The following is a 26,573-nucleotide window of genomic DNA, read 5'->3' on the forward strand; positions in this document are numbered from 1 at the left end:
ACAAGAATGTAACAGGTTTAGCACAGTAAGTTCAAGATTTGAGTTTATAATCCAATCCGACTTCAAGACTTTGAGTTTAAGCAAGCAAAGTAGTCCAGTTAATCTAATTTTTGAAAGGCACTATTAATTACAGGACATCGAAATTATGAAGCTTGGTGGCATGAATGAGGATGAATTTGAATATTATGAAGACAATAATCCAGCACTGTCTAAAATCATACAGCGTAACATTCGGACTCTGATTCGCCTTCGACTTCAGGCTGCTAATAAACGAAATCTACAAGACCGAATTGCGGATATGATTACCTCTTTTTCAGGACATATAGTTTTTGTTTACGTACATATAGTCTGGTTTGGAGCTTGGATTGTTTTGAACACGGGAAGAATCGGCGTGCATCCGTTCGATCCATTCCCCTACGGACTATTGACAATGGTAGTATCTCTGGAAGCAATTTTTCTGTCAACATTTGTGTTAATTAGTCAAAACCGTCTGAGTGAAGAAAGTGAGTATCGAACAAACTTAAATTTACAAATTGCACTACTGACAGAGCATGAAGTCACACGAGTATTACAAATGCTTGATGCGATTCAAGACAAAATGGGCATTGATAATGATGAAGACAGTGAACTTGCAGACTTAGAAATGGAAACCAAGCCCGAAGATGTACTAACTGAAATTGAGCGGCTTCAGCAGTTAGCACTGAAGAGAAAAAAGCTGATTAAACGTAATTCTAGATAAAGACTGGAATAATCTTGAGGCAGTATGTTTTTTTTAACAGTGTTCTGTACCCTGTGGATTAAAAACAGTTTTAGGAGTAGCTTGCACCAGACAACAAAATAATAATTTATTCGGTTGTAGCTACAATCATTTGATTAGTGCAAGAGAGAAATTACATAGAAATTTTTATTGCTGAGGAAATATCCTTAAAAGCTGTAAAAGAATAGCTTCTAAACTGTGCAAAGCTGCGTTAGTAGTACGTTGATGCTCTAAAAAATTCTGTTGGTGCTGTTCATGACTATCACGCAGTTCCAGCAAAACGTCATCCAGTACAGCACTACGGGACAGGACACGATTAGTATTTTCAGTTAGTTCATTTACGTTATCACTAAGATTATTCAGTTTTGTAGTCAGATCAGAAAGGGCATTAGTATTTACTTCCTGTTTTGCAGTTAGCCCAGCTATAGCGGCTGTATTAACCTCTTGCTGTGTCGCTACTCTGACTAAAATTGCTTCGATAAGTTCTAATCGGCTTGGTTGGTTTGGTGTGTTTGTCATAGTATTTTCTAGTTTCCTCCCTCTATTCTAAAAACTCTACACCATTCCATTAACTGTGAATTTATTGTTTCTCAAGGTACTCGACAACGGTATCTGTTGCTTAAATCCTCCTCACCACCGAGCGATCGCTCTTAAAATTGAATAATCTGGGATGAATGGCTTACAGTGCTAGCGTAAAGTTCCCTTTTTGTCTCTATTTTACACAAATTTCTGTACGATGGCTCAAGCGCTACTCTAAGAGCGATCGCTTTGCGAAAAAGAAAATGAAAATTCTTGAATCGATACATCCAAATGAATCCGAAACAATTAGAAGACTCCATTTTTGAAGCTGTCTCTGACGTGATTGGAAGAGAATGGACAATTGAAGAAAAGCAGTTGATTCAAAATGATTCCGAATTGCTATCGTCGCCTAAAAGAATGGCTCAATAATTCCTTGAGTGATACTTGTTGGCATCCAGACAACTATAAAATAGTCCGAGACTTAAGTGCCCCTTCAAACTTCAGTCTCCCTATGAATTTGTTTGAAGATGAAGAGATTCACATTTCCTTCTAAAACCTCTTGTATTCGCCTCGTATTTGATTACGAGATTCCTAACGCTTCGCATAAATTTTGTGAACATTAAAATTTTCGGAAAAATACAATGGATATTCAATCTACACTTACCCAAGCTATTGAAGTTATAGTTATGAGCTTTGTTGCTCTGATGATTTTCGATTTTATCGACGGACTTTATGTTGTGCCATTACCACCTATTGCAATTGCACCCTCCAATGCCAGTTCCAAATCCACAGTAACAGCAACTCAATTTCAACCACTTAACACTAAACAACTAGAAGTCGAACCTCAACAAATCTCCTTCGTTACATCACATTTTGAGGAAATTTCTGACCCCTCTCGGCGCATTCACTGCCAGAATGAGTGCGGTAATCCTACTTGATGACAAAGTTAGATGGGTCTTGATCTCGTCGATGCTTAGTGGGAATGGGGGTTGGCTGCCCATCACCTGCAAGGGCTGCTGTTTTCTCCAAGGATTCCCTCAATCGCTTGGCTGCATAGATGGACATATCTCGCGGTACATTAATCCGATCACGCAAATATCGTAGAGCAACATCAGATCCCGATGGAGGTACACAGTCTTCACTGAGCATCATGTGTGTTAAAGCACAACGTAGGGCTTGATCAAACAATTTATCATCTAAGGGGTTAACTCGGATAATATTGACGCGGTGTTCGATAGTTCGTTGAAGAGCTTCCATACGGGAGTTTTCCGGTTCTGGATAAGTAACATCTGGTAGCCCAAACCACGGTCCATTATCCACCCGCGCTTTATTGAGAAGCATTTGGGTTTCGCCGTTTTCCCAACAACCCCCCATCTGAGGCGGCAAATCATGTACGTGGGTGTGAAAGTCGCTCTGAGTACCGCAGTAGGTTGGTCGGGTTTCCATTGCCGCAAACCAGAAGCTCAAACGAGGGTTTTTCTCTCGCAGTGAGTAGCCCTTGTAGTAGTAAAGACTCGCATTCATCCGTTCGAGATATGGCGTAAAAATGACATCGACGATGCCGAAGCCCGATAGAAAATAAGGGCTTGGGGTGCGACCCAGAGCCGACTCGACCTGAGCCACCACTCCGATAAATTGTTCTCGGTTGCGTTGTTCTTGTTGAGAGGAACCAGCTTTTGAACACAGCCAAGCGCACCATGCTCTAAATAAAAGTCGTTCTAATTGACGTAGTGGAAGCACCATGCGCTCTTCCATGCCTTGGTTCAATGGAGCAAATACCTTTTCCAAAGCGATCAAAATGTCATCGCTTTCTTTAATAATCCGTCCATCTAGCTCGATCGCGGGGAGTATTCCTGATGGTACCTTACGTTTGTACCAACTTTCTTTCTCCCCATAGCAGAACATTGTCACTTTTTCGATGCGGTAGGGGATCTGTTTTTCCTCTAGCCATAACCAAACTTTTTGACAGTAAGGACACCAGGCGTGGTTATCGCGGTACAGCGTTACCCGCACATCAGATTCTGGCTGACCAAACAACCGCAACCTGGCTCTAGCGTTGGTAAGACCATTAACGGTATCTATTTGATAGTCCGTGAGGGTTTCTAGTTCTTGCCAGCTTAAGGGTGCGGTAGTCATAGGGGGAGTTGCGTCGGGCAATACTTAGGGCAATTCTATACTCTACAATATTTTCAATTACACCAAGGCTTAATTTAATACTTTTTACATCGCTGCCTTCTCCCAAGAGGAGACGCTAACTAAAATCGATCTGCTCAGAGCGTAGGTGCAGCCCTCACTTCTTAAGCTGCGCGGCAGCGTCCCATAGGGAAGGAGTACGACAAAGCTTGTGACTGTCGTAGACATCGCAGGCAAGTTTTACTCTGAGAATGAGGGCGACTCCCTCCCGTTCCTGTTTCTTAGAGGAAACAGGCTACCGTCTAGCTGATGTGCTTGCCAAAGCTGTTCGGTAAGAGATAAAAAATATACGACCTCTTTTCTTCTCCACTGACATGATATGAGTGGTTTTTGATTTTACTAGAGCGATCGCTTAGGTTTTGGGATAATTGGAGTGACGGTATCAACGAGTTCTAAGCTGTCAAGAGAAAATTAATCTCAGTAGACATTCATGTATAGGACTTATATTTGATTTCTGAATAAAACTCCATACACTTTCATTTCTTTCTTCTTCCCTGTTCCCTGTCCCCTCGCTATCGTCCAAGCGCAGCGCTTCGCTCACCACGCAAGTAATTTCAGGAATCAAAGACGCTCGGTGACTCGCTACCGCTTCGCTATCGGATTGCTATATCATCATTGAAGTGTCAATTGTTGTTAGAGTTTTTTCCCTTGATAATCTTAAATCTTCTATGCCTCGAAAAACCTCACCTTCATCCCACTCGACTGTTACAACTCCACTGGCTCTCTCTCAATTACATATCCGCTTACAGTTTCTAGAAAAATCACACCAATCACTACTCAAGCAGATTAAGAGAAAACGGACAGAACTGAATAACTTTGTTGAACAGACGCGAATTTTCGCCACAGAAATTTTTCATCAAGCTAGTCCCAGTTTTCAGAAAATGGCTGAGTTAGACCAGGATATTCATGCTCTATTTGATGAAATATTTACTACTAGAAAGTTTGGTAAACAAACTCTAAAAAACATAGAAGCAGTTTATCTTAACCTCCAGTTGACAAGAATCATTAGTCTCAAACCAAATGGCAAACAATTTTCAACCGAGCTAGACGAATCGTTTGACGACCCCGAACCCGAATCAGATTTTTCCAGGGAAACTACTGAAGGTCGCCATCAACATTGGCAGGTTTATGCCGGTGAAGACCCGCGCTTCATCTTTCGTCGGATGTTAATTCTTGCCAGTGAAGATATCGGATTGGCTGACCCACAAGCAGTTGTCGTTACAAATGCTTGTGCTGAAGCCTTTGATCGCGTGGGAATGCCGGAAGGACGTTATCATTTGGCGCAGGCAGTACTTTATTTAGCAACTGCACCAAAATCCAATAGCATTATGGGCTTTTTCGATGCTTTAGCCGCAGTTGAAATTGAAAATGTTGCAGAAGTCCCCACTCATCTTAAAGATGCCAATCGGGATAAAAAAGGTTTTGGACATGGGGCGGGTTATCTCTATCCTCACGCTTACCGAGATCATTGGGTAGAACAGCAATATTTGCCCAAGAGCTTGCAAGGTCAATTGTTTTATCAACCATCAACCCAAGGTTATGAACACCAAATCGCAACCCAAGTAGCACGTCGTCGGGAAGCCCAACTTGCCGCAATAGTAGAAGGTATTGGTGTTGCACCAATAGAAGTCATGACTTATGGAACTGTTGACAGAGCAGATGAGCGCTGGTTGCAACGCACACTTTCTCAGGTAAGCACACAATTAGCATCTGTGCGCGAGCGCATTTTCACTTTCGCCCAATTACAACGTCATCACTTAGTATTGGATCTAAATGCCGCCACTGGTTTACTTACTTGGGAAGCAATCCGGCAAGTTCCTGAAGGCGGGGTTTATGCCTGTGTTCGCAATCGCTCTGATGCCGATGCTTTAGTAGAACTTGCTGCCGCACTTCCTGAAACAATGCAACCAATAATTTTTACTGCATCTGTTGCACAGATACCTGCTATGCTGGCATCTCTTGCACCAAATGTACAGTTTGACTCTATTATCGGGCGCAATGTACTAACTTCGGAATCGGATAAGGGACTTGCTGCTCAATTTTTAGGTCAATTGCTCCCGCGCTCAGTCAAGCTTATTTTAAGTGAAACAGTACCTTGTCATACCCAAAGATTTTACCGCTTACTGCCCAGCCAAAATCTCGATACTCAATTGTATGAGCAATTAGTTTTAGCGGAAGAAGCTATTTATACAGATGCCTCTGACCCCATGTTTAACTGGGATGCTGATGATTTGCGTCACGCTTTTGCCTCAAATGGACACTGCGTACAAGTAGTTCTTGAGCAGTATTTGACACCTATGCACATCTCTGATAATTTTATCAAGCGTTTATTTACTGCTAATCCTAATCGACCAAGTTATGCAGATCGTCTAGCTGCAAATTTGACCAGTGAGGAAATAAATATTATTAAAAATTTATTTGTTCGTTACTTACTCAACCAATCCGTTAATTGGTCAAGCACTGTGGCATTTTTAAATATTAGTGCATGAACATAATAGGCTATCAAATCACAGTCATTTATAATTATGATTTTCACTCCTGCAATTACTCGGAAGTACGTCTTGATCAAAACGGAGAACTGAAGCTGAGGTAGTATTTTTCCTTGCCTTCGCTTTATTTGTAGATGAGTATGAACTGTTCAAAAGGATTTTAGAGAATTATGCCAATTAAAAAAACACATTAATCTGAATGTTGGAAGTTTTCTTAATACCGCAGATAAAAAGATAGTTGTCAATTTAGCTAGTGAAGATATTTTAACTTTAATCACGCAGGAGTTAAAAACTCGTTACTCCCCAGAAACTCAAAAACAATTACTTAAGGAGAGTTCCCAGTTGTTGCCTGATTTCGTGCTACAAGAATTATTAAATCGCCAAGAACAGGTAGTTAACGTTAACCCCGATACCTTAATAGTGCTTAACTGTCAAATAAGCAGAGACAGAAGCCGATGATTTGGGATTTGATTTAAATGTTGAAGTATATTTTGTCATTGCAGATACAACAGGTCAAAATCATTTTCGGGCTAATAAGATAGTCCTTTGGTCAAATATATGGGTTGATGAAGAAAAACTTTTTGATTTAGAAGATGAACTAGGCGACCAATTCTGGACTAATTATCAAATCCAGTTGCTCTTTGATGAAAAAAATCAGCAAACAATTGAATTATCAGTATCACAAACAGATGACTATGAAGCAAGATTACAATTTTACCCATCTTTTCAAAGGTTTTTAGCATCCATAGTTCCCTTTACGGATAATGACTTTTAAAATCCCCGATTAAACCAAAATTTGCCCAGCATTTATGGCGGTATCGTCTCGATGGTGGTGAAGAACAGCTTTTCTATTTCTGCTTGAACATTCCCTGCTTTAACAATTTGATGGAGAATTGAGTTTATTCCTCCTCCTCGTCTCTCATAATTAAATTCGCCTTAGTTCAATTTCACCAGAAGTCTACTGCTTACGCATCTCAAGAATTATTTCTAATCAACTGCAACAATATAGACTCAAGGCTTTGTAGTGCAGCGTTAGTAGTGCGCTGATGTTCCTTGAATGCTTGTAAATGTTCTTCTGCTTGCTGCTGGTGTGACTCAAAGTTACGTTGATGTTGTTCATGGCTATCACGTAACTCAAGTAACACATCATCCAAAATTGCACTACGACCCAGAACACGGTCAACGTTTAATATTGTCAGCGATGTTTTAAATTTACCACAATTGGAGAAATCAACTTATTGAAAGAGGAGAGCCTTTTTACTTAAAAATTTGGTTGTTTCATCCACGATTTTCTCATTCACAAGTAGTTGTCGGAATACGTGAACGAATTGATTGGTATGAAAATGTTTTTCCGATCCCAGAAAATCAATACAAACTATTTCCCTATGAAGAGTATGGTTCAAATCACTACAATCTGCATGATGTAACATGGGAATTACGTATAGATGATTTTGTGCATTATGAAAAAATTGATGAATTAACACCTCTGGAGGTAGAAGTTCTTCAAAAAACAGCTTACCACATTACTCAAGCATCTAACGGTGATACTTTGTACGCAGTCTGGCTTGGCTCAGTCTGGCTTGGTTCATATCAAGGGTAAAGTTCACCCATAGGTTAATTAGTACAGCGAGTGAGTGTTTATCACTGGTGATTAGACTTAGTGTTTTGAAGCTATAGCAAATAGTGCGATCACTCAATACTTATGGCATAAATCTTCTGATAGAGACACCATAACAAGATGAAATTGTATTCTATTAACAATGTCATTTTGAGGAAAATGCCTGTAAAAAAAGTGGTTTTCTATAAAAAATTGAAATGGGGATTGGGCATTGGCGAATAGAGATTGGTGACTGGGAAGATTTGGATGCGGATTCAGACCCGAACCAAAACAATCAAGAAATTTATTGCTCAGTACGCAGGGACTAATCCCTAGTCCGAGATCGTCTAGTATTCCCCAATTTCTCTACGAGACGCATTTAAACAGGGCAGCAAGTTGGGCAATCGTGGGCGCGACCTGTTGAATTCCAGAGAATTACTCAATATTAATTATGACTCAACAAAAACAGAATGGAGTAAACAGATGAGGTTTGTCCTAAGACGCCGCAAGTTAGGTCAATTGATGATTATCAGCACAGTAGCAGCGACGATCAGTAATTTTGTAGATAAAGCTGTAGCACAAACTCAAGTAAAAAAAACTACTCCAATGCTGGCAACTTCGACACCTGAAACTGTGAAGGTGACGCTACAAGTGAATAGAACACCACATAGTTTGCAAATTGAACCGCGTGTTACCTTACTTGATGCACTTCGGGAATATCTAGGATTAATTGGTACTAAAAAAGGTTGCGATCATGGTCAGTGTGGTGCCTGCACGGTGCTGGTTGATGGGCAACGCATTAATTCGTGCCTGACATTTGCGATTATGCACACCGACGCAAAAATCACAACTATTGAAGGGTTGGAACAAGGAAACAATCTGCATCCAATGCAAGCTGCGTTTCTATCCCGCGATGCGTTTCAGTGTGGCTACTGCACGCCAGGACAGATTTGTTCGGCAGTGGGTTTGGTGAACGAGGGACACGTTAAGGCGGATACCGATATTCGCGAACTGATGAGCGGCAATATCTGCCGTTGCGGTGCTTATCCAAATATCGTGGCTGCTGTCCGCGATGTCTTAGAGGGAAAAAAAGATGCAGCCGTTTAGCTATAAGAAAGCAGGACAAGCAGAAAATGCTGTGGCTTTGGTAGCTCCAGATGCCCAAGCTTCCTATATCGCTGGTGGTACTAGCCTCATCGATTTGATGAAGCTGAATGTTCAGACCCCAAGAGAGTTGGTTGACATTAACCCACTCCCACTGAGCAAGATAGAAGTACAGGGTAACGGTGTGCGAATTGGAGCAACCACAAGCAATAGCGATGTTGCTTATAATCCGATCATTCAAGAGCGTTATCCTGTGTTATCAGAGGCCTTGCTGTCTGGGGCATCACCCCAACTGCGAAATATGGCGACGGTGGGCGGAAATTTGCTGCAACGTACCCGGTGTTACTACTTCCGCGATACTTCGATGCCCTGTAACAAGCGCGTTCCCGGTTCAGGTTGTGCGGCAATTGAGGGTTACAACCGCATTCACGCGATTCTTGGCGGTAGCGATCGCTGTATTGCCACCCATGCTTCTGATATGGCGGTGGCAATGGTGGCACTTGATGCCGTTGTGCAAACACGCGGGCCGAAAGGAGAGCGCAGCATTCCCCTTGTAGATTTTCATCTCGTACCGGGTAATACACCAGAAAGAGAGACGGTTTTAGAACACGGAGAGTTAATTGTTGCCGTTGACTTACCTGCTTCAACCTTTGGGAAGCGATCGCACTATTTAAAAGTCCGCGATCGCGCCTCCTATGCCTTTGCAATGGCATCAGTTGCAGCTGCATTAGATATTCAAAATGGGATCATTCGCTCGGCACGCATTGCCCTTGGTGGCGTAGGAACAAAGCCCTGGCGTGCCTTTGAAGCGGAAAAAGTGCTTCTGAACAAGCCCACAAACCAAGCAACATTTCAAGCAGCAGCATTGGCGGCGATCGCCGGAGCTAAACCTCAAAAATACAACGGCTTTAAAGTCGAACTGACTAAACGCACAATTGTGAAAGCGCTCTTCACGCTAGGAGGGATGGTATGAATACAGGGGACACAAATACAGTTGTCGGCAAACCGCTCAATCGGGTTGATGGATACCTGAAGGTGACTGGAGCAGCACGTTACGCGGCTGAGTTTCCGGTAGCAAAAATGACTTATGGCGTGACAATTCAAAGTGCGATCGCCAAAGGTAAAATAGCCCAAATCGATACAAAGGCGGCGGAGCGAGTACCAGGTGTATTAGCAGTTATTACCCACCTCAATGCACCGAAGGCATCTGGAGAAAAGGGCGGTGGTCGCAAACTACAAGTCCTACAAGATAACGTTGTCTTGTATAGCGGTCAGCACATAGGTGTTGTAGTTGCTGATACATTTGAACGAGCTATGTATGCTGCCTCACTCGTACAAGTTCGTTATGACGAACAGAAACCAACCATCAATATGCGGGAAAACCTCGCTAAGGCATACTTGCCTAAAGGAAAAATCCCCAAAGAGGAGCCGCCCGATTCAACTCATGGCAATGTCAACCAGGGACTAGCGGCGGCGGCTGTCCGCGTCGAGCAAACCTATACGACACCAATCGAAAATCACAATCCGATGGAGCCTCATGCCACAACAGCAGTTTGGCAAGGCAATCAACTACTGCTGTATGACGCAACTCAGGGAATCTTTCAGGTTCAACAAAAAGTTGCGGGGGCATTGGGAATCGATCCAAAGAATGTCCGTATTATGTCTTACTTTGTGGGCGGTGGCTTCGGTTGTAAAGGATCGGCTTGGTCGCACGTGCCACTAGCGGCGATCGCAGCACGGCAAGTTAATCGCCCAGTAAAATTAGTTCTGGGACGGATACAGATGTATGGGCCTGTCGGCTTTCGACCGGAGACAATTCAACAAGTTTCTCTCGGTGCAACCCACGAAGGAAAATTGACTGCACTCCGACACGCCGGGACTTCACAGACTTCAACTTTCGATGAATTTATCGAGCCTGTTGGTAAAAGCACCCGCATGATTTACGCTTGCCCACATATCGAAACCAGTCACCGTCTGGTTCAGCTCGATCAAGGAACACCAACCTTTATGCGGGCCCCAGGCGAAGCTTCTGGGTCATTTGCCCTAGAATCGGCAATGGATGAACTAGCTTATGCGCTCAATATCGATCCTATCGAGCTGCGTTTGCGTAACTATGCTGAAGTTGATCCTACTAAAAAACTCCCTTGGTCGAGCAAATCATTGAGAGAGTGTTACAAATTAGGGGCAGACAAGTTTGGCTGGCAAAAGCGCAATCCCAAGCCCCGGTCAATGCGAGACGGTAATTATTTGATTGGTTGGGGTATGGCGACAGCAACTTATCCTACCAACCGTTCTCCGGCATCCGCGATCGCTCAGATTATGGCAGACGGTACAGCCGTTGTACTGAGCGGTTCGCAAGATATTGGCACAGGGACTTATACTGTAATGACTCAAGTTGCAGCTGAGGCACTCGGTCTACCAATTAGCAAAGTCCGCTTTGAATTAGGCGATACGAAGATGCCAGAAACCCCCGTTTCTGGTGGTTCGCAAACTGCCGCCAGTGTCAGTTCGGCGGTGTATTTAGCGGGGAATCAAGCTCGGAGTCAGCTTTTGCAACTAGCACTCGCCGATCAAAAATCACCGCTTTATAGTTCCAATCCTGAGGATGTGATTGCCCAAGATGGCAGCTTTTTCTTAAAAAATAAATCCTCTGCAACCGAAACATATCAGGCTATCTTGGCACGGCATGGAATGAAAATGATCGAAGCGCGTGCAGATGCCAAGCCTGGAGAAGAACAAAAAAAGTTCTCAATGCACGCATTTGGAGCGCAGTTTGCCGAAGTCCGCGTTGAACCTGATTTGGGTGAAGTGCGAGTATCGCGTTGGGTGGGAACTTTTGGCGTGGGACGCATCCTCAATGCTAAAACAGCCAACAGTCAACTAATTGGTGGGATTATTTATGGCATTGGTATGGCGTTAATGGAACATACGGTAATAGATCCGAATCTAGGACGCGTTGTCAATCATGATTTAGCTGAGTATCACGTACCAGTAAATGCAGACATTCCCGATATTCAGGTATTGTTTGTCGATGAACACGATCCATATATCAACCCGCTTGGTGTCAAGGGAGTTGGTGAAATTGGCATTACCGGCACTGCGGCTGCGATCGCTAATGCTGTGTATCATGCCACAGGTAAGCGCGTCCGTGATTTGCCAATTACATTAGACAAGCTGCTGTAGTCATAGTCATTGGTATTTTCTTCCCCCCTCTGCTTCCAATACTTGTCGGGTTTTGGGGAATGGGGTTGCGGGAAAGGTTAAACCAATTCGCAATTCCGAGTTAAAAATGCTTTACCCGAGCAGTATTGCCCCTGCTTCTCTTCTTCCCCTGCTCTCTTCGCTGAATGTATCTTGCGGAGTATATTTCAAAACACTCCTTAGTTAGAGTCTTCATAGCAGATTGCCGTGATAGTATACGGCTCATTCCTGTCGTTACTTGTAGGAGACAATTATGGAAATCAGTAGACGCAGCTTATTAAAAACTGCTTCTTTTTGACGGTATGGGCAAAATGCCAATGAATCGAGACTTTACACCGAGTTTTGCTTTAAAGTATCTGCTGAAAGATGCCAATTTGATCGCTCGATTTGCCCAAGATTTAAATTCTCCCACACCTGCTGCAACAGTTGTCAGAAAAACAATAAAGACAGCAGTTAATCAAGGATGGGGAGAAGAAAATGCATAAATATTAATCAAAGCTTTGGAGTTAGAAGCAGGAGTAACCATTAAATCATAACTGTTTATTTGTAGCTTACTAACTGTGCTGATGGCGCTTGTTTTTTATTCTACTTTTCAACATAGAACTTTATTTAGGGAAAGCATTGATTATGTCCAAGTTCAAAATATATTCTACTGGGATAGTAGCGATCGCCTTATCTCTGGCAACTGGTTGCACACCAACTACTCCCCATGACCAAACTACATCACAAGCTCCATCTGCTGTGCCTGTACAAGCAACTGAGAGTCCATCCCCAACTACATCAGGGCAAAATAACCTCAGTTCTTTAGACAAAAAGTTCATAACTGATGCCGCTCAAGATGGTTTAGCAGAAGTCCAACTAGGACAACTGGCGTCACAACGTGGAACCAGTGATGTGGTAAAACAGTTTGGACAGCGTATGGTTCAAGATCATACCCAGGTAAATAATCAACTCAAACAGTTAGCGACTCAAAAAAGTGTCACGCTACCAACTACTATCGGTAGGACAAATCAGCAAGCCTTGCGACGCTTATCTGCACTTTCTGGTGCTAAATTTAATCGTCTATATATAAATGAAATGCTTCAAGGTCATGAAAAAGATGTCTTTGCATTTCAGAATGAAACTCAAAAAGGACAAGATCCAGACGTGAAGGCATTTGCGGCTCAAGCGCTACCAACCCTCCAAGAACATCTGCAACAGGTTCGTGCCATTGCTAATCCTGGAAGTTCAACTAGCACCCCAACTCCAACCAGTACCCCAACTCCAACCAGTACCCCAACTCCAACTAGTACTCCATAAGGTAATGCAGTTCAGTTAAACATTTCTTCTTTTCCTTTGCGTCCGCTGCGCGGACTGCTACAAAAAAGCAAGCTACGCGTGGCGTCTCTAAGAGGCTGTTTGAAAAGTTGGAGAGATGGTAAAAAAGCTCTCTCAGTATACGCTGTGAATAGATAATAGACAGCACTGAGAGAGCAACATGAGTAAAGCATACCCCAGTAATCTGACCCGTGTTCAATATGAATTTCTGAGTGAGATGATTCCAGAACCAAAACCCGGCGATCCGCGCTTCAAAGAAGTAGAAGAAAGTGTCACCTTCCAGCTGGGGTTTCCCAGTGGAATACTAGGAATTTGCTCCACCAGCTACGGCCTTCACGAAGGGCGACGGTTTCGCGATCGCTGGATTGCCTCAATTGTCTCCAATATTGGCGGTTGGATGGAAGACACGGCGGGAGCTTGGTTAATGACTTCTCTCACCATCTCTCCCCTATTGGTGGCACTCATGCAAACTGAGAAAAAACCATTGTTTTCATTGGGACTACTTGCTCAAACTGACAAACTGCTAGCAACAGAAAAATAAGCAATCAAATGAATGAATTACAAGCAATCTTAGAAGGCTTCGAGTCAAGTCAAAAAAATGGTGAAATCACTTTCCTGGCGACTGTAGTTAAAACTCAAGGTTCAACCTATCGCCGACCGGGTGCTAAAATGTTAATGACAAATACAGGTCGGATGATCGGAACAATCAGCGCTGGTTGCTTAGAAAACGACGTATTTGAGCATACTCAACAACGAATGTCAGACGGCGAACCAATTGTTGTTACTTACGATAACACCGCCTCGGAAGATATTCTGTGGGGCTTTGGTTTGGGGTGCAATGGGGTAGTGCAAGTTCTGATCGAACGTCTTGAGATAGAAAGCACACCGAATGCGATCGCTTTTATACAGGAGTGTTTTCATCAAAAACATTTAGGTATTATTGCTACAGTCTTTGCCTTTGAAGGCGCAGTAAAGGTCAAACTTGGGTCGCGCTTACTGCTCTATCCTGATGGTAAATTTATCACTGACATCAAAGATGCCAATTTAATTCAATCTCTGATTGCAGATAGTCAAGCAGCCTTTGCTAATCAAAAGTCAAGGGTAAGCAACTATCAGTTACCTTTAGGCAATGTAGAAGTTTTCACCGAAGTTATTCAACCACCCACAGATGCAGTAATATTTGGTGCAGGTTATGACGCTGTACCAGTAGCCCAGTTTGCTCAAGCATTAGGTTTGCAGGTTACTGTAGTCGATTGTCGAGCTAATGAGGCAACTAGAACGCGATTTCCTCTGCCTTGTGATGTCATTCTTAGTCGGCGAGAAATTGTCCAAAAACAGGTATTTATAAATGCCCACACAAATGCTGTGGTCATGACGCATAATTACCTTGACGACAGGGAAATTTTGAAAATGTTGCTACCATCTCCTGCACGTTACATAGGGATTTTAGGGCCAAAGGTGCGTACTGAGAGATTGCTTGAAGATTTGCGTTCGCAAGGAATAGTTTATAATACTGAACAATTAAGAAGATTGCATAGCCCGATTGGGATTGATATCGGAGCAGATACTCCTGAAGGAATAGCGATCTCCATTATTGCGGAAATTCAAGCAGTGCTAAAAAACCGCAGTGGTAATTTTTTAAGAAATCGCAATCAACCAATTCACCAATGTAATGAAAGCAACTCAACCTTGCTACTTACCACATAGTTTTTATGACTGAGGAAATAAACAACGACAAATCAACTATAGCCATTATGATTCTTGCTGCTGGTGCATCGACTCGGATGGGTACACCGAAGCAACTATTGCTTTACCAAGGACTTAGCTTTTTGCAATACATTACAGAAATGGCAATCGCTTCAGTTTGTCAACCTGTGGTAGTAGTACTTGGAGCCAATGCAGAACAGATTCATCCCCAAATTAAACAACTTCCCGTTAAAGTAGTTAAAAACTCGGATTGGGCTTGTGGAATGAGTGCTTCAATCAAGAGCGGTATGGAATTGTTAAATAATCTTCCACAAAAATTAGAAGCAGTAGTTATTACACTTTGCGACCAGCCATTTGTTTCTCAGCAAATTATTAATCAACTTGTTGATACATATTATTCCACAAAAAAACAGATCATTGCTTGTGAATATGCGGATACATTAGGTGTACCTGCTCTATTTAGTCAGAGATTTTTTTCAGAACTTGCCGCTTTGAAAAATGCTTCAGGAGCCAAAATAGTTATTAATAATAACCTGAATGAAGTGTTTTCCATTCCGTTTCCTCTAGGGGATATCGATATTGACACACCAAAAGATTATGAACAATTGCTGTCAATTACCAGAGCTACTGATTCTGCTCGTAGCGTAGCCACCGATTATTGTGCTTTTACCCAAAACTTGGACAAAAAGGACACGATATAGTTCACGTCCTGTGATTTAAAGGTACATATTGCCGAAAATTAAAGGATAAGCTTGCCGAACCCAGAACCTAACTAGCTTCGAGCAGCGGGAGTAATTGATGATCGCGAATTGATGTCCCTCCGCAAGTTTGGCAGTCGCTTAGAAGGGCATCCAACCCCAGTGTTACCTTCTGGCTGTGCGGGATCTGCCCGGTTCTGGTACTCCAGAAGAACTACTTCATGCAGCAAAAATTGACGCTTCTTCTATTGTCGAGGCTGTGCGTTCGCTCCTTAGACAACCTGCTTTGGTATCAACCAAAGGCGTTGCATAAATGCGGCATGAATCAGTTCATCACTGATATTTTTCTATACTTTAGATTCTCAAGCTTTCGATGACGAAGAAGCTTTGTCATCGAAAGCTTGGACTACAAAGCTTTTCTATTTAGAAGATGAACTAGGTGAGCAATTCTGGACAGATTATCAAATCCAGTCACTCTTTGATGATAAAAATCAGCAAACAATTGAATTAGAAGTATCACTTACAGATGATTATGCAGCAACGTTAGAATTTTACCCATCGCTAAAAAGGTTTTCACCATCCATATTTACAAGAACGGATAATGACTTTTAAAATTTTCAAATCATATCAGAATTAACAGACTCCTTATGCTGTTTTCTGTTTGCCACTAGCCGTTTTTCATACAGTTTCAGCCGTTGATGATTTTGATCGTTCATATAATATAATCCAGGATCTTGCTGATATGTGTAGGAACCACAGTGGTCAACAGCAGCGCTGTGATCAGTATCAGGTGAGAGTGCCCTATCCGAAGCAAGCAAGGCATTTTCATATCCTTCATACCCAACCCCATAAGAGGTAGGAACATAGGGAGGGACAGGAGGGTCAGTTCCATATCCGGCATATCCAACCCCAGAAGAGGTAGGAGTATCAGTAGCGGCTGGAGGTTCAGTTCCATATCCGGCGTATCCAACCCCAGAAGAGGTAGGAGTATCAGTAGCGGCTGGAGGTTCAGTTCCATATCCGGCGTATCCAACCCCAGAAGAGTCAAAGACACTAAATGAAGATGAAGGACGGTAGACTTGTCTAACTCGATGTTCATAATCAAAATCAACAGTCATACCATTCGTAAACTCAGGTAGTGCTTCTACCTGGGCTTTAGTCAGGTTGACTGCATAGACCCGGTGCGTATCATAGTCTACCTGGGAACATCCAATTGGCAGCAGAACTTTTTTGCCAAAAATCCAAATGCCTGTGTTTATAACCAGATAACGAATGTGGCCATCATCATCAACCAAAAGGTCGTCAGCAGAGCCAATTTTTTCGTCTTTGGAGTAAAGGTCAAACCCCCTCAGATGCTCCTGAGAATCCTGTTGATGATAATTAGCATCAAAATATTCGATTTTATGAAGAGACATAATGTCTTTTGTCCTCCGTTTTTTATGGTTTCAATTCATAGACTAAGGTGGAACCAAACTGATGTTCATATTTAAGGAATCATTATCCCAAATCCGCTCCAGCCCAATGATCGCAGCTACCTGCTAGTTTACTGCCTCTCTCAAGGATGAGATTTTGATTCTAGATGCGCCCGATTGGGTCGAGTAGATGGCGTGAATCATCTGTTAATTGCCCTGTTTGACTGACAGTTTCTATGTCTTTAGATACAACTTTATTTAATTTTGAGAGATTAATCACAGATTAATGAGATATTAAGTTGAAAAACGGTTCTTCAGATATAAACTTATGGCAACCTCGCAAGAGCTTCAATCTCTTTTTAATACCTTGGATCGCGATCAAGACGGCAAAGTGTCCATTAATGAGCTTTTTTTAAGTCCTGGCTTAAGTGCAATCATCTCGGCTGAAACAGGTATCAGTAGCCCCCAGGAATTGCTAGCTATGCATGGAGATAAAGACGGTAGTATCTCCTTTGAAGAGTTAAAGGAAGTTGTCAAAAAAGCAAGTAATTTAACCTAGCAGTCAAAAACCCAATACCAAATACCCAATACCAAATATCCCTCTAAGCGCCCACGCTTTGAGGGATTTGCATGAAAAAGACAATTGTGTGTTCGTTATCTTCTGAGTCGCTTAAAGTAGCGGGAGCAAGGTTTGTTTTAACCCAAGATTGAACCGGAATCAAGTTCCCACTGATGTTTGAGCAATTCTTGGTAAGTCGTTTCCCTTATCATCATTTGCTTATAGAGCATCAGCAAAAATTCTTGAGCTTGTTCATGGGACATGTGCTGCACTTGATCAGAGAAAGTTCTAAGGCTAAATTCTTGTTCTAAAGATAATTCAATGGGTTGATTCATCACTTTTATTACCTACTCTTTTATTTGGGTTTGCTTAATATAAGCAAATATTTCTTTATATAAATAAATGTTACGATGCCTTTACAAAAATCGAAGGGGTGTAAACCGTACCGACGTAGGTTAGAAATGCCGTATCTGCTGCTGAAAACCTTGATATCACTCCATTGTGGCAACCCAAGTAAAAACTTAAGTTCTAAAGTTTTTTACTAAGAGGTTTTTAAAAGCATTTTTCGCCTCTGCTTGCGGCTGGCGAGCTAGATATTTACCACTACCAACCTTTTTATGGCGGTGGATGCAGTCCCGCCGAGGTTAGAAGGCGACGCAAGTTAACAACTCCAACCCGAATTAATGCTCCGTCCACACCCACCTTTAATGAAAGTGGAGATAATAATTGGGGGGGTATGGACACCGATGCAGAACTCAGTGATTCTTGGTGGAAGCGAGTTAAATATTATGCTCAGTTACCCGCATTTCTCACAAGCTTGAAATGCAGAGGTGCAAGGGAGCAGGGGAGCAGAGGAGAGTTCAATATGCCTTGTTCAATCCCCTCTGCCCCTCTGCCCTATCAAACACCTGAAGCTTGTGATAAATGCAGGTTTAGCGGGTCTGTTCAGCGCCAACGTCGAAGCGATCAAGCATCATCACCTTGTCCCAGGCTGCAACGAAGTCCTTGACCATCCTCTCGTGACCGTCATCAGCGCCATAGACTTCAGCAATCTGACGCAGTTGGGCGTTCGAGCCGAAGATGAGATCGCATCGGGTTGCGGTGAACTTCGCTGCACATCGGTTTCGCGATCGCAGATGTCAAAAAGCATCTCGCGATTGTCAACAGGCTTCCACTCGTAGTCCATACTGGTCAGGACACGGAAAAAGTCATTGGTCAAGACCCCCGGACGGTCAGTGAAGCTACCATGCTTTGAATGATCCCAATTCTGATCGAGCGCGCGAAGTCCGCCGACAAGAACCGTCCATTCAGGCGCGGTCAGCGTGAGGAGAGCGCGCTCGATCTAGGAAGATACGCTCCGGCTTCACCTTGTAGCCAACAGCCTCATTGTGATAGTTTCTGAAACCATCCGAAACTGGCTTCAGCCAATTAAACATTTCAACATCTGTCGAGCTCCTGAGTCGTATCCATCCGACCCGGAGTAAACGGCACGGCAACAGAAAACCCAGCGTCTTGTGCAGCCTTCTCGATCGCAGCACAACCACCGAGGACGATAAGATCCGCCATCGAGATTTTTTTGTTGCCCGACTGAGCGCCGTTAAAGTCCGCCTGAATGCGATAAAGGGTCGATAGCACCTCGCCGAGTTCCTGCGGGCGGTTCATTTCCCAGTCTTTCTGGGGATTGAGGCGAACGCGCGCCCCATTTGCGCCGCCGCGCTTGTCGGAATGGCGGTGACTCGATGCCGCGCCCAAGCGGCTGACACGAGCGCCGAAACAGAGAGTCCACTCGCTAAAATCTGATCCTTGAGAAAATTGATATCGGCGGCATCAACGACATCATGATCCAGTGCCGGAATTGGATCTTGCCAGATCATATCTTCCTCTGGGATTTCCGGGCCAAGATAGCGCGTTTTCGGACCCATGTCTCGATGGATCAGCTTATACCAAGCGCGCGCGAACGCATCGCTGAAGTAATCGAAGTCACCCAAGAAGTGCTGACAGATTTCGTGATAGACCGGATCGACCTTCAAGGCAATGTCCGAAGTCATCATCATTAACGGGTGCTCAACGCGCGGTTGATGGGCATCCGGTGTCTTTGGCGCATCAGGATTGCTCGGCTTCCACTGAATGGCACCTGCTGGACTCTTTGTCTGTTCCCAATCGTATTTAAAAAGATTTGTTAAGTAACTGTTGTCCCACTGGGTTGGATTTGGAGTCCACGATCCTTCGATCCCGTTCGTCATTGTATATTCGGCAAACCCAGTGCCTTCAGGGTTCTGCCACCCCAAACCCATCGCCTGAATCGGCGCGGCTTCCGGGGCTGGACCAATCTTGTCAGGCGAAACCATGCCATGACTTTTGCCAAAGGCATGACCCCCTGCAATCAGCGCGACAGTTTCTTCGTCATTCATGCCCATCCGCGCAAACGTCTCGCGAATGTCTCGCGCCGAGCCATAGGGGTCGCCGTCAGCGTTTGGACCCTCTGGATTGACGTAAATTAGCGCTTGGTGCGAAGCCGCTAGCGGGTTCTCAAGGTCGTAGTATTGCTCGTTCGCTTTCCCAACCCACCGAATCGTGCGAGTGACCATCTCATCAGGATGACCAGGGTGTTCCTTAACATCGTCAACCGAATCGCCGTTCCAGAATTCGGGTCCCCAGTATGTCGAGCGATCCGCCTCCCAGGAATCTATGCGACCGCCACCAAAACCGAAGGTCTTAAACCCCATGATTTCGAGCGCACAGTTACCCGTCAAAACCATCAGATCAGCCCAGCTTAGTGCCGCACCATATTTCTGCTTGATGGGCCAGAGCAGCCGTCGTGATTTATCTGTGTTTCCATTATCCCACCACGAATTGATGGGTGCAAAGCGTTGCATACCCTGACTCGCTCCACCCCGACCATCCGCGATCCGGTAGGTGCCTGCTGAGTGCCACGCCATGCGAATCATTTGAGGTCCATAATTCCCATAGTCGGCGGGCCACCAGTCCTTTGAATCGGTCAGCAGTGCTTTGATATCGCTCTTCAACTGTTCAAAGTCAAGCTTCGCGAAGGCTCCTTTGTAATCGAAATCTCGCAGTGGGTTAGCTTGGGGCAAATTTTGGTGAAGCAGTTCGACCTGAAGTCGGTTCGGCCACCAATCATCGACTTGCGGCTTGGAGCCGAGCGCTCCGCCAATGCGGGTTCCCCGGAAGGGGCATTGTGCAGGAGGGGTGGCAGGGTTGTTGTTCATGGGGCTATTATTCATTCAGTTCAATCCTTCTTCATTAAATTCAATTCTCTCTAACAGTTTATGTTAGTCAAGCTGTGTTGAGCGCCGCCACAAGTGGCGGTTTGAACGGCAAGTTCCTTGATCGCTAAAGTTCTTGCAAGTACTGAATGAGCTACCCTTTGCTAACCCCACCCCCCTGCTACGATTATCATTTTTATTAACAGCTTTTTGAGTATTTTTGCTGATTGACAAAATGCACTTTTTTTAAATTATAACGGTTGGTGCAGGTTTAAACATTTTCTTCTTAATTAAGTAAGTCGGCGCGAAAAAAACAAATTTTTTCCAGAGTTTCTGTCGATATTTCGGAAATTTTCATAGTTTTTACTACAGTTAATAAATTTTCATAGTTAACATCTAGCATTAGGCATAAATTGTTATAACGATAGACAATGTACAAAGCGAGAAGTATTGGCAGTGCTTTAATCGAGATGAAGCATTTCAAAGTGAGTCAATGTTAGTCATTAATAATATAGTGTTAACCACGCCAGTCAGTGACACGACACCTATTGGTATTCCCCAAATATTAAATCAGGTTAAGGGAGATCGCTTTCACCCGGATTTCTCACAAGCTTGAGGGAAGGGGCAGAGGGGATTATAACTTGGCACATTGAAATCTCCTCTGCTCCCCTGCACAAGCACAGGCTTTGATAGATGTGGTGAGAAATTCGGGGTAGGAGTATGGGAAGATTCGTCAAGTATCCCCCCTAGTGAATGGAGAAAACAGCATAAGAAAAACTAGAATAAGGGAATTTAATCTAAAATATTTCCTTTTCAACTAGATAAATTAAATCTCATAATTAATGCTAATTTAATTTCATCTTAAATTTAACAATCAAGGTAAGCTCATCTAATTTAGTATAGTGTGAACTTGACAAAAGAAACAAGATAAACGTCAGTGGGCAAATAGAAAATGTACTTGACATCAGGGCAAAAGAAGTGAGATGAAAGCAATGCGCTCAAGAAAGAAAACTTCTCTAATGAAACTTTATGTCTGAAGGATTTAAGACTAAATCGGCTCCAGTCAAGAAAGTTAAAAAGAGAGGTTGATTCACGTTCCGAAAAGCGCCCAACTAAAGCAGACTTTCGAGAATCAGGAGGATTTGAACAGGAGGCTGCTGTGATGTTGGGTTTGTACCGGGAAGATTACTACGACAAGCAGACTACCCAAAAAGGCATTTTTGAAGTTTCAGTTTTGAAAAGTCGGTTTAGTAGTGAGACGACTGTTAATAAGATTGTTTGACGAAAGATTTGGACAGTTTAAGAATTTGGCTAAATCTCAATATTAAATACAACAGGAGTAATCTGAGCATTATAAGTGTTCATACAAGTAGCACTCCAGCGAGGGAATCAGGCAGAAAATATAACAATTAAAAAAGTACTATTGGTTTAGTCTAAATCCAAAAGGAGGAGAAGATTATGATGAAGATGAATTTCCTGACCATTGACAAAGTAAACAAAATCATTGAGCTTGCTAAGAACTAAATCTCCATTGAAATAAGGGTGAAATAAATTGAGTTACGATAATACTGCCAAGTACTTAGCTGAATTGTATCCAGCCGAGTTTGCCAAGTGGTTGCTACCAGATAAAACTACAGAAGTTACAGTACTTAAAACCGAACTTTCAATAGAGCCAATCCGCGCAGATTATGTCACATTTTTGCAAACAAGTAGTCGGATTTTGCATATTGAGTTTCAGACTCTCCCCAAATCTAATCCGCCAATTCCTTTGCGGGTATTAGACTATTACGTGAGATTGAAACGGCAATATAACACACCAATAACCCAAGTCGTGATCTTCTTGCAACAAAGTAGTGACCCTATTGCATTTACTGAAGAATACACGGATGAGTTCACAAATCACCGTTATCGAGCTATACGGTTATGGGAACAAGATTCAGCTTTTTTTCTGGATAATCCTGCGTTACTACCTCTTGCGCCTTTAACTCGAACTGATTCACCTGCCGCTTTATTATCCCAAGTAGCTCAAAATATCGCTAAAATTCCAGATAGGGATGAAAGGCAGAATATTGCTGGATGTACAGAGATATTTGCAGGTTTAAGGTTTGAAAAAGATTTAATTCGTCAATTTTTACGGGAGGATATTATGCAGGAATCTGTTATTTATCAGGATATTTTGCAGAAAGGGGAATTCAAATTTTTCTATCGCCAGCTAAATCGCCGTTTTGGAGAAATTGATATCTCAATAATTGAACGAGTTCGAGAATTATCTACGGAGCAATTAGAGGCATTAGGAGAAGCATTCCTAGATTTTTCATCAGTTGAAGATTTGGTAGCTTGGTTAGACCAATTAGGATCATAAGGATAAAAGCGGAGGAAATCATATCAAAACCTCCGCTTCCCAGTTTACTATTTCTCTGTCTTTATCATTCCACACTCTACAGATAATTAAAGACTTGAGTAAATCTGTAACTGCTAAAAATAACAACAAAATAAATGTGGAAATAGCGCATAATACTTCCCACTTTACACCAAAATGAACAGCTTTTATCTTCTTAGGTTTTATCAATAATGATCCTTCAAAACCTATAAATAAGAAGTTATTAGGCAGTTGTACAGTTGCATCTATATCTCTGGTAATTGCCGCATCAGACGCTTATCTTCAGTCATTGGAGTTTTAAAACCCATGAAAGCGCTATCTGTTCGCCAACCCTGGGCATGGGCAATTATTTATGCTCTCAAAAATGTTGAAAACCGTGGCTGGCCCATTCATTATCGCGGCGACATTTTGATTCACGCAGCCAAGACTTGTACCAAAACAGAGTATCTGTTAGCGAAAGAATTTTGCCAAGGGATGGGGGTAGAAATTCCAGAATTAATCTCTCTACGTCGCGGTCAAGTCATCGGTATAGTCACAATAGTTGACTGTCGGTTCTCACAAATTGCGTCTGGCTGGGGGATGCCTGGGCAATACCACTGGAAGTTGGAGAATCCGCGAGAGATTACGCCGATTCCTTACATTGGGCGGTTGGGAATTTTTGAAGTGCCAGATGAACTGGTCAGGAGTGCGATCGCCTGATGAAATCAGTCCTTTCTCTTTTCTCCGGTATCGGCGGACTCTGCCACCACGGAATATCAGCCGCAGGTCTATCCCACAAATTCCGAGTCCAGCAATTTGTCGAAATCTCCCCTTATTCTCAATCAAAATTGCGCCATGAACAACCAGGAATTTCAATCCACGCAGATATTACCAACTACCACTGCCACCGAGGACAATTCGACATTTTGTGCGGGGGATTCCCTTGTAGTGGCACCAGTAACGCTGGAGATAAAAAAGGACTCAACGACCCCAGATCAGGACTGTGGCACGAAATGTTCCGCATCATCCACCAGTGTAGACCAGCAATCGCTCTCATCGAAAACCCAACAGGGCTACTCTCTAGAGGAATGGCAACAGTCCTCGAAGACCTTTCCCAAATCCGGTACGTATGTGAATGGGAAACTATACCCGCGTACTGCCTTGGCTTGCCACATGAAAGAGAAAGAGTCTTTATCATTGCCTACGCCGATGGCTTATTCCACCGTCAACAGCATCGAATGGATGTCACCTACTATATCGGAAAAAGGTGACGAAGTTTTTACCTCTAAAGATTCCATTGCCCGGGTAACTGACCATGACCTAGAGCGGGTGCAGTCATGATTTATACCTCATATTACCGTGGCGAGATCAAAGGTGAGGGGATCTCAATCTCCCTGTATCCTCCCAAAAACTGGAAAGGCAAACAGCTTCCACTATTCGCGCCAACTCCTGAACTGCTGAAGTCGTGGAAAGCCTCTGCCCAGAATGCTGAAGCTGAAAAGAGAGTACGAGCATCAGTTTCTGCTGATTCTTCACCTCCCGGCAGCAGATGATTGACCTTCGGGTGCGGAAACAACAGCTTCTTAACGTGTAGATATTACACTGTCAGCAGATTGAAATTAACCTTGTTCTTAATTTAATTAATATTAACTTATTCATAATTTATTCTTAATAATAACTGTATACAGTTTGAGGTTGTTAACTACTTAATCTTTTTCATCTTTAGGCTAAATTAATTAGCTGTATTCATAATTTCACAAAGTTTAGTAAACCTAATAAACATAAAATATCAAGTTATTAAACTACATTTAATTTGGTCTAGATAGAAGTTATTACTAATAAAATCCTTTTATTTACATAGCTCAGTTAAAACAGGCTTTGTATTTCGGACTGAATAAAACACAGTCTTAAAAGGAGTTGAATACAACGACTAGTTTTAGATTCAAATTTTCTGACCTGATCTCACACTTACGCACAAGGAAGATAGGATGTTCTTGCTCAAACAACGCAAATTCTTATTTATTACCGTAGCTAGTGTCATCATTGCTGCTCTTGGTACAGCCAGCACTGGCAATGCAGATTCTCCTAGATCCCCCCAATATCGATACCCCAACTTCCCCAACCAGCCTTCTTTTAAACGCCGTGTTAAGAATGTTATTTTGTTTATTGGCGATGGAATGGGTGATTCAGAAATTACTATTGCCCGTAACTACTCAGTTGGCGCAGCTGGTCGTCTTACAATCGATACTCTGCCATTTACAGGCGAATACACAACTTACTCTCTGCAAGAAAAGAATCCCAAACTACCTGACTATGTAACTGACTCAGCCGCTTCAGGAACAGGCTGGGCTACAGGAAATAAAACGTCAAATGGTCGAATTTCTACTACTGCTGGTACGGATAAAGATTTAAAGACGATACTGGAACTAGCTAAGGAAAGAGGCTATAAAACTGGTGATGTTAGTACTGCCGAGTTAACTGATGCTACACCAGCAGTACTTGTATCCCATGTCAGCGAGCGCAGCTGCCAAGGACCACAAGATATGGCTCCCTGTCCGCAAGACAAAAAGTCCGCAGGTGGTCCTGGTTCAATTGCTGAACAATCTATCGACCATAATGTTGATGTACTACTGGGTGGCGGCAAACAACGCTTTGATCAAACAATTGATGGCGGTAAGTTTGCAGGCAACACTGTTATTGATGCAGCAAAGGCACAAGGTTATCAAGTTGTAACTAACGCTGCTCAACTGCAAACAGCACAACCAGGAAGCAAGTTACTTGGTCTTTTTAGTCCTGGCAATATGAGTCTCGAATGGGCTGGACAACCAGCCATAATTTATCCTGGTAGTGGACCGCAGCGCTGTCTAGAGAATCAGCGACCAGCAAACCAACCTAGTTTGGCTGACATGACCAGCAAAGCAATTAGTTTACTCGAAGAACAACCAGGCAGAGGTGGTTTCTTCTTGCAAGTTGAAGGAGCTTCTATCGACAAGCGAGATCATGCTGGTAATCCTTGCGAACAAATCGGAGAGACAGTTGCACTGGATCGAGCAGTTAAGGTAGCGATTGAGTATGCTAAGGAGCATCCAGACACGCTGATAGTTGTTACTGCCGATCACGGTCATACTAGTCAAATCATTCCTGCCCCAACCGCTACCAACCATAGCCCAGGTAAGTTTAGTACCCTCATCACTGCTGATCAAGCAGAAATGACAGTAAATTATGCAACAAATCTTCCTGAGCAATCTCAGGAACACACTGGTACTCAGGTACGCATTGCTGCACAAGGACCACAGGGAGCGAACGTTGTTGGTGTACTTGACCAAACCGATCTATTTCACATTCTTGCTCGTGCCATTGGTGCAGAATAATTAAATTTCTTCAACATAGGGAATAGATAATAGCTTTTTCTATTCCCTTTTAGTGCTTATAAT

The 26,573-nt window shown here is 43.1% G+C and carries 28 protein-coding genes and 2 pseudogenes; 23 read left to right on the forward strand and 7 right to left on the reverse strand.

The features are described 5' to 3' along the window. Positions 1-145 precede the first annotated feature (145 nt). The gene (locus FD723_RS34005; protein WP_179069650.1) at positions 146-739 is read left to right on the forward strand and encodes a DUF1003 domain-containing protein; all 594 of its coding nucleotides are present in this window, start codon (positions 146-148) and stop codon (positions 737-739) included. 165 nt (positions 740-904) lie between these two features. Here FD723_RS34005 and FD723_RS34010 read toward each other — a convergent pair whose 3' ends face one another. After that, positions 905-1,276: a hypothetical protein gene (locus FD723_RS34010; protein ID WP_179069651.1), complete on the reverse strand. Its 372-nt coding sequence runs from the start codon at positions 1,274-1,276 to the stop codon at positions 905-907. Positions 1,277-1,567: 291 nt separating this feature from the next. Here FD723_RS34010 and FD723_RS34015 point away from each other — a divergent pair, with 291 nt between their 5' ends. Together FD723_RS34015 and FD723_RS34020 are read left to right on the forward strand one after the other, a co-directional pair. Further along, positions 1,568-1,705: a hypothetical protein gene (locus FD723_RS34015; protein ID WP_179069652.1), complete on the forward strand. Its 138-nt coding sequence runs from the start codon at positions 1,568-1,570 to the stop codon at positions 1,703-1,705. Positions 1,706-1,917: 212 nt separating this feature from the next. After that, a complete protein-coding gene (locus tag FD723_RS34020) occupies positions 1,918-2,214 on the forward strand; it encodes a hypothetical protein (protein ID WP_179069653.1) in 297 nt (98 codons plus the stop codon). On the opposite strand, the gene FD723_RS34025 is transcribed toward FD723_RS34020, so the two are convergent. Beyond that, positions 2,207-3,412, reverse strand: a complete 1,206-nt coding sequence (locus FD723_RS34025; protein ID WP_179069654.1) for a glutathione S-transferase family protein — start codon at positions 3,410-3,412, stop codon at positions 2,207-2,209. The genes FD723_RS34020 and FD723_RS34025 overlap by 8 nt on opposite strands. A 725-nt stretch (positions 3,413-4,137) precedes the next feature. Here FD723_RS34025 and FD723_RS34030 point away from each other — a divergent pair. Continuing rightward, complete coding sequence (locus FD723_RS34030; protein ID WP_179069655.1) at positions 4,138-5,958, forward strand: hypothetical protein; 1,821 nt, start codon at positions 4,138-4,140, stop codon at positions 5,956-5,958. Positions 5,959-6,418: 460 nt separating this feature from the next. Beyond that, the gene (locus FD723_RS34035; RefSeq protein ID WP_256875251.1) at positions 6,419-6,733 is read left to right on the forward strand and encodes a hypothetical protein; all 315 of its coding nucleotides are present in this window, start codon (positions 6,419-6,421) and stop codon (positions 6,731-6,733) included. A gap of 199 nt (positions 6,734-6,932) precedes the next feature. On the opposite strand, the gene FD723_RS34040 is transcribed toward FD723_RS34035, so the two are convergent. After that, positions 6,933-7,112, reverse strand: a complete 180-nt coding sequence (locus FD723_RS34040) for a hypothetical protein (RefSeq protein ID WP_256875252.1) — start codon at positions 7,110-7,112, stop codon at positions 6,933-6,935. A gap of 119 nt (positions 7,113-7,231) precedes the next feature. Here FD723_RS34040 and FD723_RS34045 point away from each other — a divergent pair, with 119 nt between their 5' ends. From FD723_RS34045 to FD723_RS34090, 11 genes and pseudogenes are all read left to right on the forward strand, one after another. Beyond that, on the forward strand, positions 7,232-7,558 hold the full coding sequence (locus FD723_RS34045) for a hypothetical protein (RefSeq protein ID WP_179069656.1): 327 nt from the start codon (positions 7,232-7,234) through the stop codon (positions 7,556-7,558). A gap of 480 nt (positions 7,559-8,038) precedes the next feature. After that, entirely contained in the window at positions 8,039-8,662 is a 624-nt protein-coding gene (locus FD723_RS34050) for a 2Fe-2S iron-sulfur cluster-binding protein (RefSeq protein WP_179069657.1), read from the forward strand. After that, positions 8,649-9,632, forward strand: a complete 984-nt coding sequence (locus FD723_RS34055) for a xanthine dehydrogenase family protein subunit M (protein ID WP_179069658.1) — start codon at positions 8,649-8,651, stop codon at positions 9,630-9,632. Before FD723_RS34050 ends, FD723_RS34055 begins: the two co-directional genes overlap by 14 nt. Further along, positions 9,629-11,842, forward strand: coding sequence for a xanthine dehydrogenase family protein molybdopterin-binding subunit (locus tag FD723_RS34060; protein WP_179069659.1), 2,214 nt, complete (start codon positions 9,629-9,631; stop codon positions 11,840-11,842). The genes FD723_RS34055 and FD723_RS34060 overlap by 4 nt, the downstream gene beginning before the upstream one ends. Before the next feature lie 329 nt (positions 11,843-12,171). Further along, positions 12,172-12,345, forward strand: coding sequence for an NAD-binding protein (locus FD723_RS34065; RefSeq protein ID WP_256875253.1), 174 nt, complete (start codon positions 12,172-12,174; stop codon positions 12,343-12,345). Positions 12,346-12,487: 142 nt separating this feature from the next. After that, entirely contained in the window at positions 12,488-13,159 is a 672-nt protein-coding gene (locus FD723_RS34070; protein WP_179069660.1) for a DUF4142 domain-containing protein, read from the forward strand. 319 nt (positions 13,160-13,478) lie between these two features. Further along, positions 13,479-13,685 (forward strand): annotated as a pseudogene (locus FD723_RS43420) (MFS transporter); the annotation flags it as partial. 41 nt (positions 13,686-13,726) lie between these two features. Then, positions 13,727-14,884 (forward strand): XdhC/CoxI family protein, encoded by a 1,158-nt coding sequence (locus FD723_RS34080; RefSeq protein WP_179069661.1) that lies wholly within the window; start codon positions 13,727-13,729, stop codon positions 14,882-14,884. A gap of 5 nt (positions 14,885-14,889) precedes the next feature. After that, positions 14,890-15,585: an NTP transferase domain-containing protein gene (locus FD723_RS34085; protein ID WP_179069662.1), complete on the forward strand. Its 696-nt coding sequence runs from the start codon at positions 14,890-14,892 to the stop codon at positions 15,583-15,585. Positions 15,586-15,760: 175 nt separating this feature from the next. Then, the gene (locus FD723_RS43425) at positions 15,761-15,895 is read left to right on the forward strand and encodes a hypothetical protein (RefSeq protein ID WP_256875254.1); all 135 of its coding nucleotides are present in this window, start codon (positions 15,761-15,763) and stop codon (positions 15,893-15,895) included. Between the two features lie 74 nt (positions 15,896-15,969). Beyond that, a complete protein-coding gene (locus FD723_RS34090) occupies positions 15,970-16,194 on the forward strand; it encodes a hypothetical protein (protein WP_179069663.1) in 225 nt (74 codons plus the stop codon). A gap of 5 nt (positions 16,195-16,199) precedes the next feature. Here the strand turns inward: FD723_RS34090 and FD723_RS34095 are convergent, their stop codons facing one another. Further along, complete coding sequence (locus tag FD723_RS34095) at positions 16,200-16,997, reverse strand: PRC-barrel domain-containing protein (protein WP_179069664.1); 798 nt, start codon at positions 16,995-16,997, stop codon at positions 16,200-16,202. Positions 16,998-17,322: 325 nt separating this feature from the next. Between FD723_RS34095 and FD723_RS34100 the strand changes: the two genes are divergently transcribed. Beyond that, positions 17,323-17,553 (forward strand): EF-hand domain-containing protein, encoded by a 231-nt coding sequence (locus FD723_RS34100; RefSeq protein ID WP_179069665.1) that lies wholly within the window; start codon positions 17,323-17,325, stop codon positions 17,551-17,553. A gap of 137 nt (positions 17,554-17,690) precedes the next feature. On the opposite strand, the gene FD723_RS34105 is transcribed toward FD723_RS34100, so the two are convergent. From FD723_RS34105 to katG, 3 genes and pseudogenes are all read right to left on the reverse strand, one after another. Then, a complete protein-coding gene (locus FD723_RS34105; RefSeq protein ID WP_094332533.1) occupies positions 17,691-17,888 on the reverse strand; it encodes an NblA/ycf18 family protein in 198 nt (65 codons plus the stop codon). Positions 17,889-18,168: 280 nt separating this feature from the next. Then, positions 18,169-18,297: a hypothetical protein gene (locus FD723_RS43430; protein ID WP_256875255.1), complete on the reverse strand. Its 129-nt coding sequence runs from the start codon at positions 18,295-18,297 to the stop codon at positions 18,169-18,171. Positions 18,298-18,485: 188 nt separating this feature from the next. After that, positions 18,486-20,783, reverse strand: a pseudogene (gene katG, locus FD723_RS34115) (catalase/peroxidase HPI). 1,030 nt (positions 20,784-21,813) lie between these two features. Here katG and FD723_RS34120 point away from each other — a divergent pair. The 6 genes from FD723_RS34120 to FD723_RS34145 all read left to right on the forward strand — a co-directional run bounded on the left by FD723_RS34120 (position 21,814) and on the right by FD723_RS34145 (position 26,510). Then, positions 21,814-22,062, forward strand: coding sequence for a DnaB-like helicase C-terminal domain-containing protein (locus FD723_RS34120; RefSeq protein ID WP_179069786.1), 249 nt, complete (start codon positions 21,814-21,816; stop codon positions 22,060-22,062). A gap of 270 nt (positions 22,063-22,332) precedes the next feature. Beyond that, entirely contained in the window at positions 22,333-23,142 is an 810-nt protein-coding gene (locus FD723_RS34125) for a DUF4351 domain-containing protein (RefSeq protein ID WP_179069666.1), read from the forward strand. Positions 23,143-23,466: 324 nt separating this feature from the next. After that, a complete protein-coding gene (locus tag FD723_RS34130; RefSeq protein ID WP_179069667.1) occupies positions 23,467-23,859 on the forward strand; it encodes an ASCH domain-containing protein in 393 nt (130 codons plus the stop codon). Next, positions 23,859-24,410 (forward strand): DNA cytosine methyltransferase, encoded by a 552-nt coding sequence (locus FD723_RS34135; protein WP_179069668.1) that lies wholly within the window; start codon positions 23,859-23,861, stop codon positions 24,408-24,410. Before FD723_RS34130 ends, FD723_RS34135 begins: the two co-directional genes overlap by 1 nt. A 66-nt stretch (positions 24,411-24,476) precedes the next feature. Continuing rightward, positions 24,477-24,692, forward strand: coding sequence for a hypothetical protein (locus FD723_RS34140; protein ID WP_179069669.1), 216 nt, complete (start codon positions 24,477-24,479; stop codon positions 24,690-24,692). Positions 24,693-25,127: 435 nt separating this feature from the next. Next, entirely contained in the window at positions 25,128-26,510 is a 1,383-nt protein-coding gene (locus FD723_RS34145; RefSeq protein WP_179069670.1) for an alkaline phosphatase, read from the forward strand. Positions 26,511-26,573 lie beyond the last annotated feature (63 nt).

Origin of the sequence: Nostoc sp. C052, from assembly GCF_013393905.1 — a bacterium.
Taxonomy (GTDB): Bacteria; Cyanobacteriota; Cyanobacteriia; order Cyanobacteriales; family Nostocaceae; genus Nostoc.

Excerpts from the sequence above, each read along its gene's own strand:
- FD723_RS34065 (WP_256875253.1), top strand. The coding sequence starts at position 12,172 with ATGCCAATGAATCGAGACTTTACACCGAGTTTTGCTTTAAAGTATCTG.
- FD723_RS34130 (WP_179069667.1), top strand. The coding sequence starts at position 23,467 with ATGAAAGCGCTATCTGTTCGCCAACCCTGGGCATGGGCAATTATTTAT.
- FD723_RS34145 (WP_179069670.1), top strand. The coding sequence starts at position 25,128 with ATGTTCTTGCTCAAACAACGCAAATTCTTATTTATTACCGTAGCTAGT.
- FD723_RS34030 (WP_179069655.1), top strand. The coding sequence starts at position 4,138 with ATGCCTCGAAAAACCTCACCTTCATCCCACTCGACTGTTACAACTCCA.
- FD723_RS34080 (WP_179069661.1), top strand. The coding sequence starts at position 13,727 with ATGAATGAATTACAAGCAATCTTAGAAGGCTTCGAGTCAAGTCAAAAA.
- FD723_RS34135 (WP_179069668.1), top strand. The coding sequence starts at position 23,859 with ATGAAATCAGTCCTTTCTCTTTTCTCCGGTATCGGCGGACTCTGCCAC.
- FD723_RS34100 (WP_179069665.1), top strand. The coding sequence starts at position 17,323 with ATGGCAACCTCGCAAGAGCTTCAATCTCTTTTTAATACCTTGGATCGC.
- FD723_RS34025 (WP_179069654.1), bottom strand. The coding sequence starts at position 3,412 with ATGACTACCGCACCCTTAAGCTGGCAAGAACTAGAAACCCTCACGGAC.
- FD723_RS34085 (WP_179069662.1), top strand. The coding sequence starts at position 14,890 with ATGACTGAGGAAATAAACAACGACAAATCAACTATAGCCATTATGATT.
- FD723_RS34140 (WP_179069669.1), top strand. The coding sequence starts at position 24,477 with ATGATTTATACCTCATATTACCGTGGCGAGATCAAAGGTGAGGGGATC.
- FD723_RS34105 (WP_094332533.1), bottom strand. The coding sequence starts at position 17,888 with ATGAATCAACCCATTGAATTATCTTTAGAACAAGAATTTAGCCTTAGA.
- FD723_RS34060 (WP_179069659.1), top strand. The coding sequence starts at position 9,629 with ATGAATACAGGGGACACAAATACAGTTGTCGGCAAACCGCTCAATCGG.
- FD723_RS34050 (WP_179069657.1), top strand. The coding sequence starts at position 8,039 with ATGAGGTTTGTCCTAAGACGCCGCAAGTTAGGTCAATTGATGATTATC.
- FD723_RS34010 (WP_179069651.1), bottom strand. The coding sequence starts at position 1,276 with ATGACAAACACACCAAACCAACCAAGCCGATTAGAACTTATCGAAGCA.
- FD723_RS34055 (WP_179069658.1), top strand. The coding sequence starts at position 8,649 with ATGCAGCCGTTTAGCTATAAGAAAGCAGGACAAGCAGAAAATGCTGTG.
- FD723_RS34095 (WP_179069664.1), bottom strand. The coding sequence starts at position 16,997 with ATGTCTCTTCATAAAATCGAATATTTTGATGCTAATTATCATCAACAG.
- FD723_RS34015 (WP_179069652.1), top strand. The coding sequence starts at position 1,568 with ATGAATCCGAAACAATTAGAAGACTCCATTTTTGAAGCTGTCTCTGAC.
- FD723_RS34005 (WP_179069650.1), top strand. The coding sequence starts at position 146 with ATGAAGCTTGGTGGCATGAATGAGGATGAATTTGAATATTATGAAGAC.
- FD723_RS34070 (WP_179069660.1), top strand. The coding sequence starts at position 12,488 with ATGTCCAAGTTCAAAATATATTCTACTGGGATAGTAGCGATCGCCTTA.
- FD723_RS34020 (WP_179069653.1), top strand. The coding sequence starts at position 1,918 with ATGGATATTCAATCTACACTTACCCAAGCTATTGAAGTTATAGTTATG.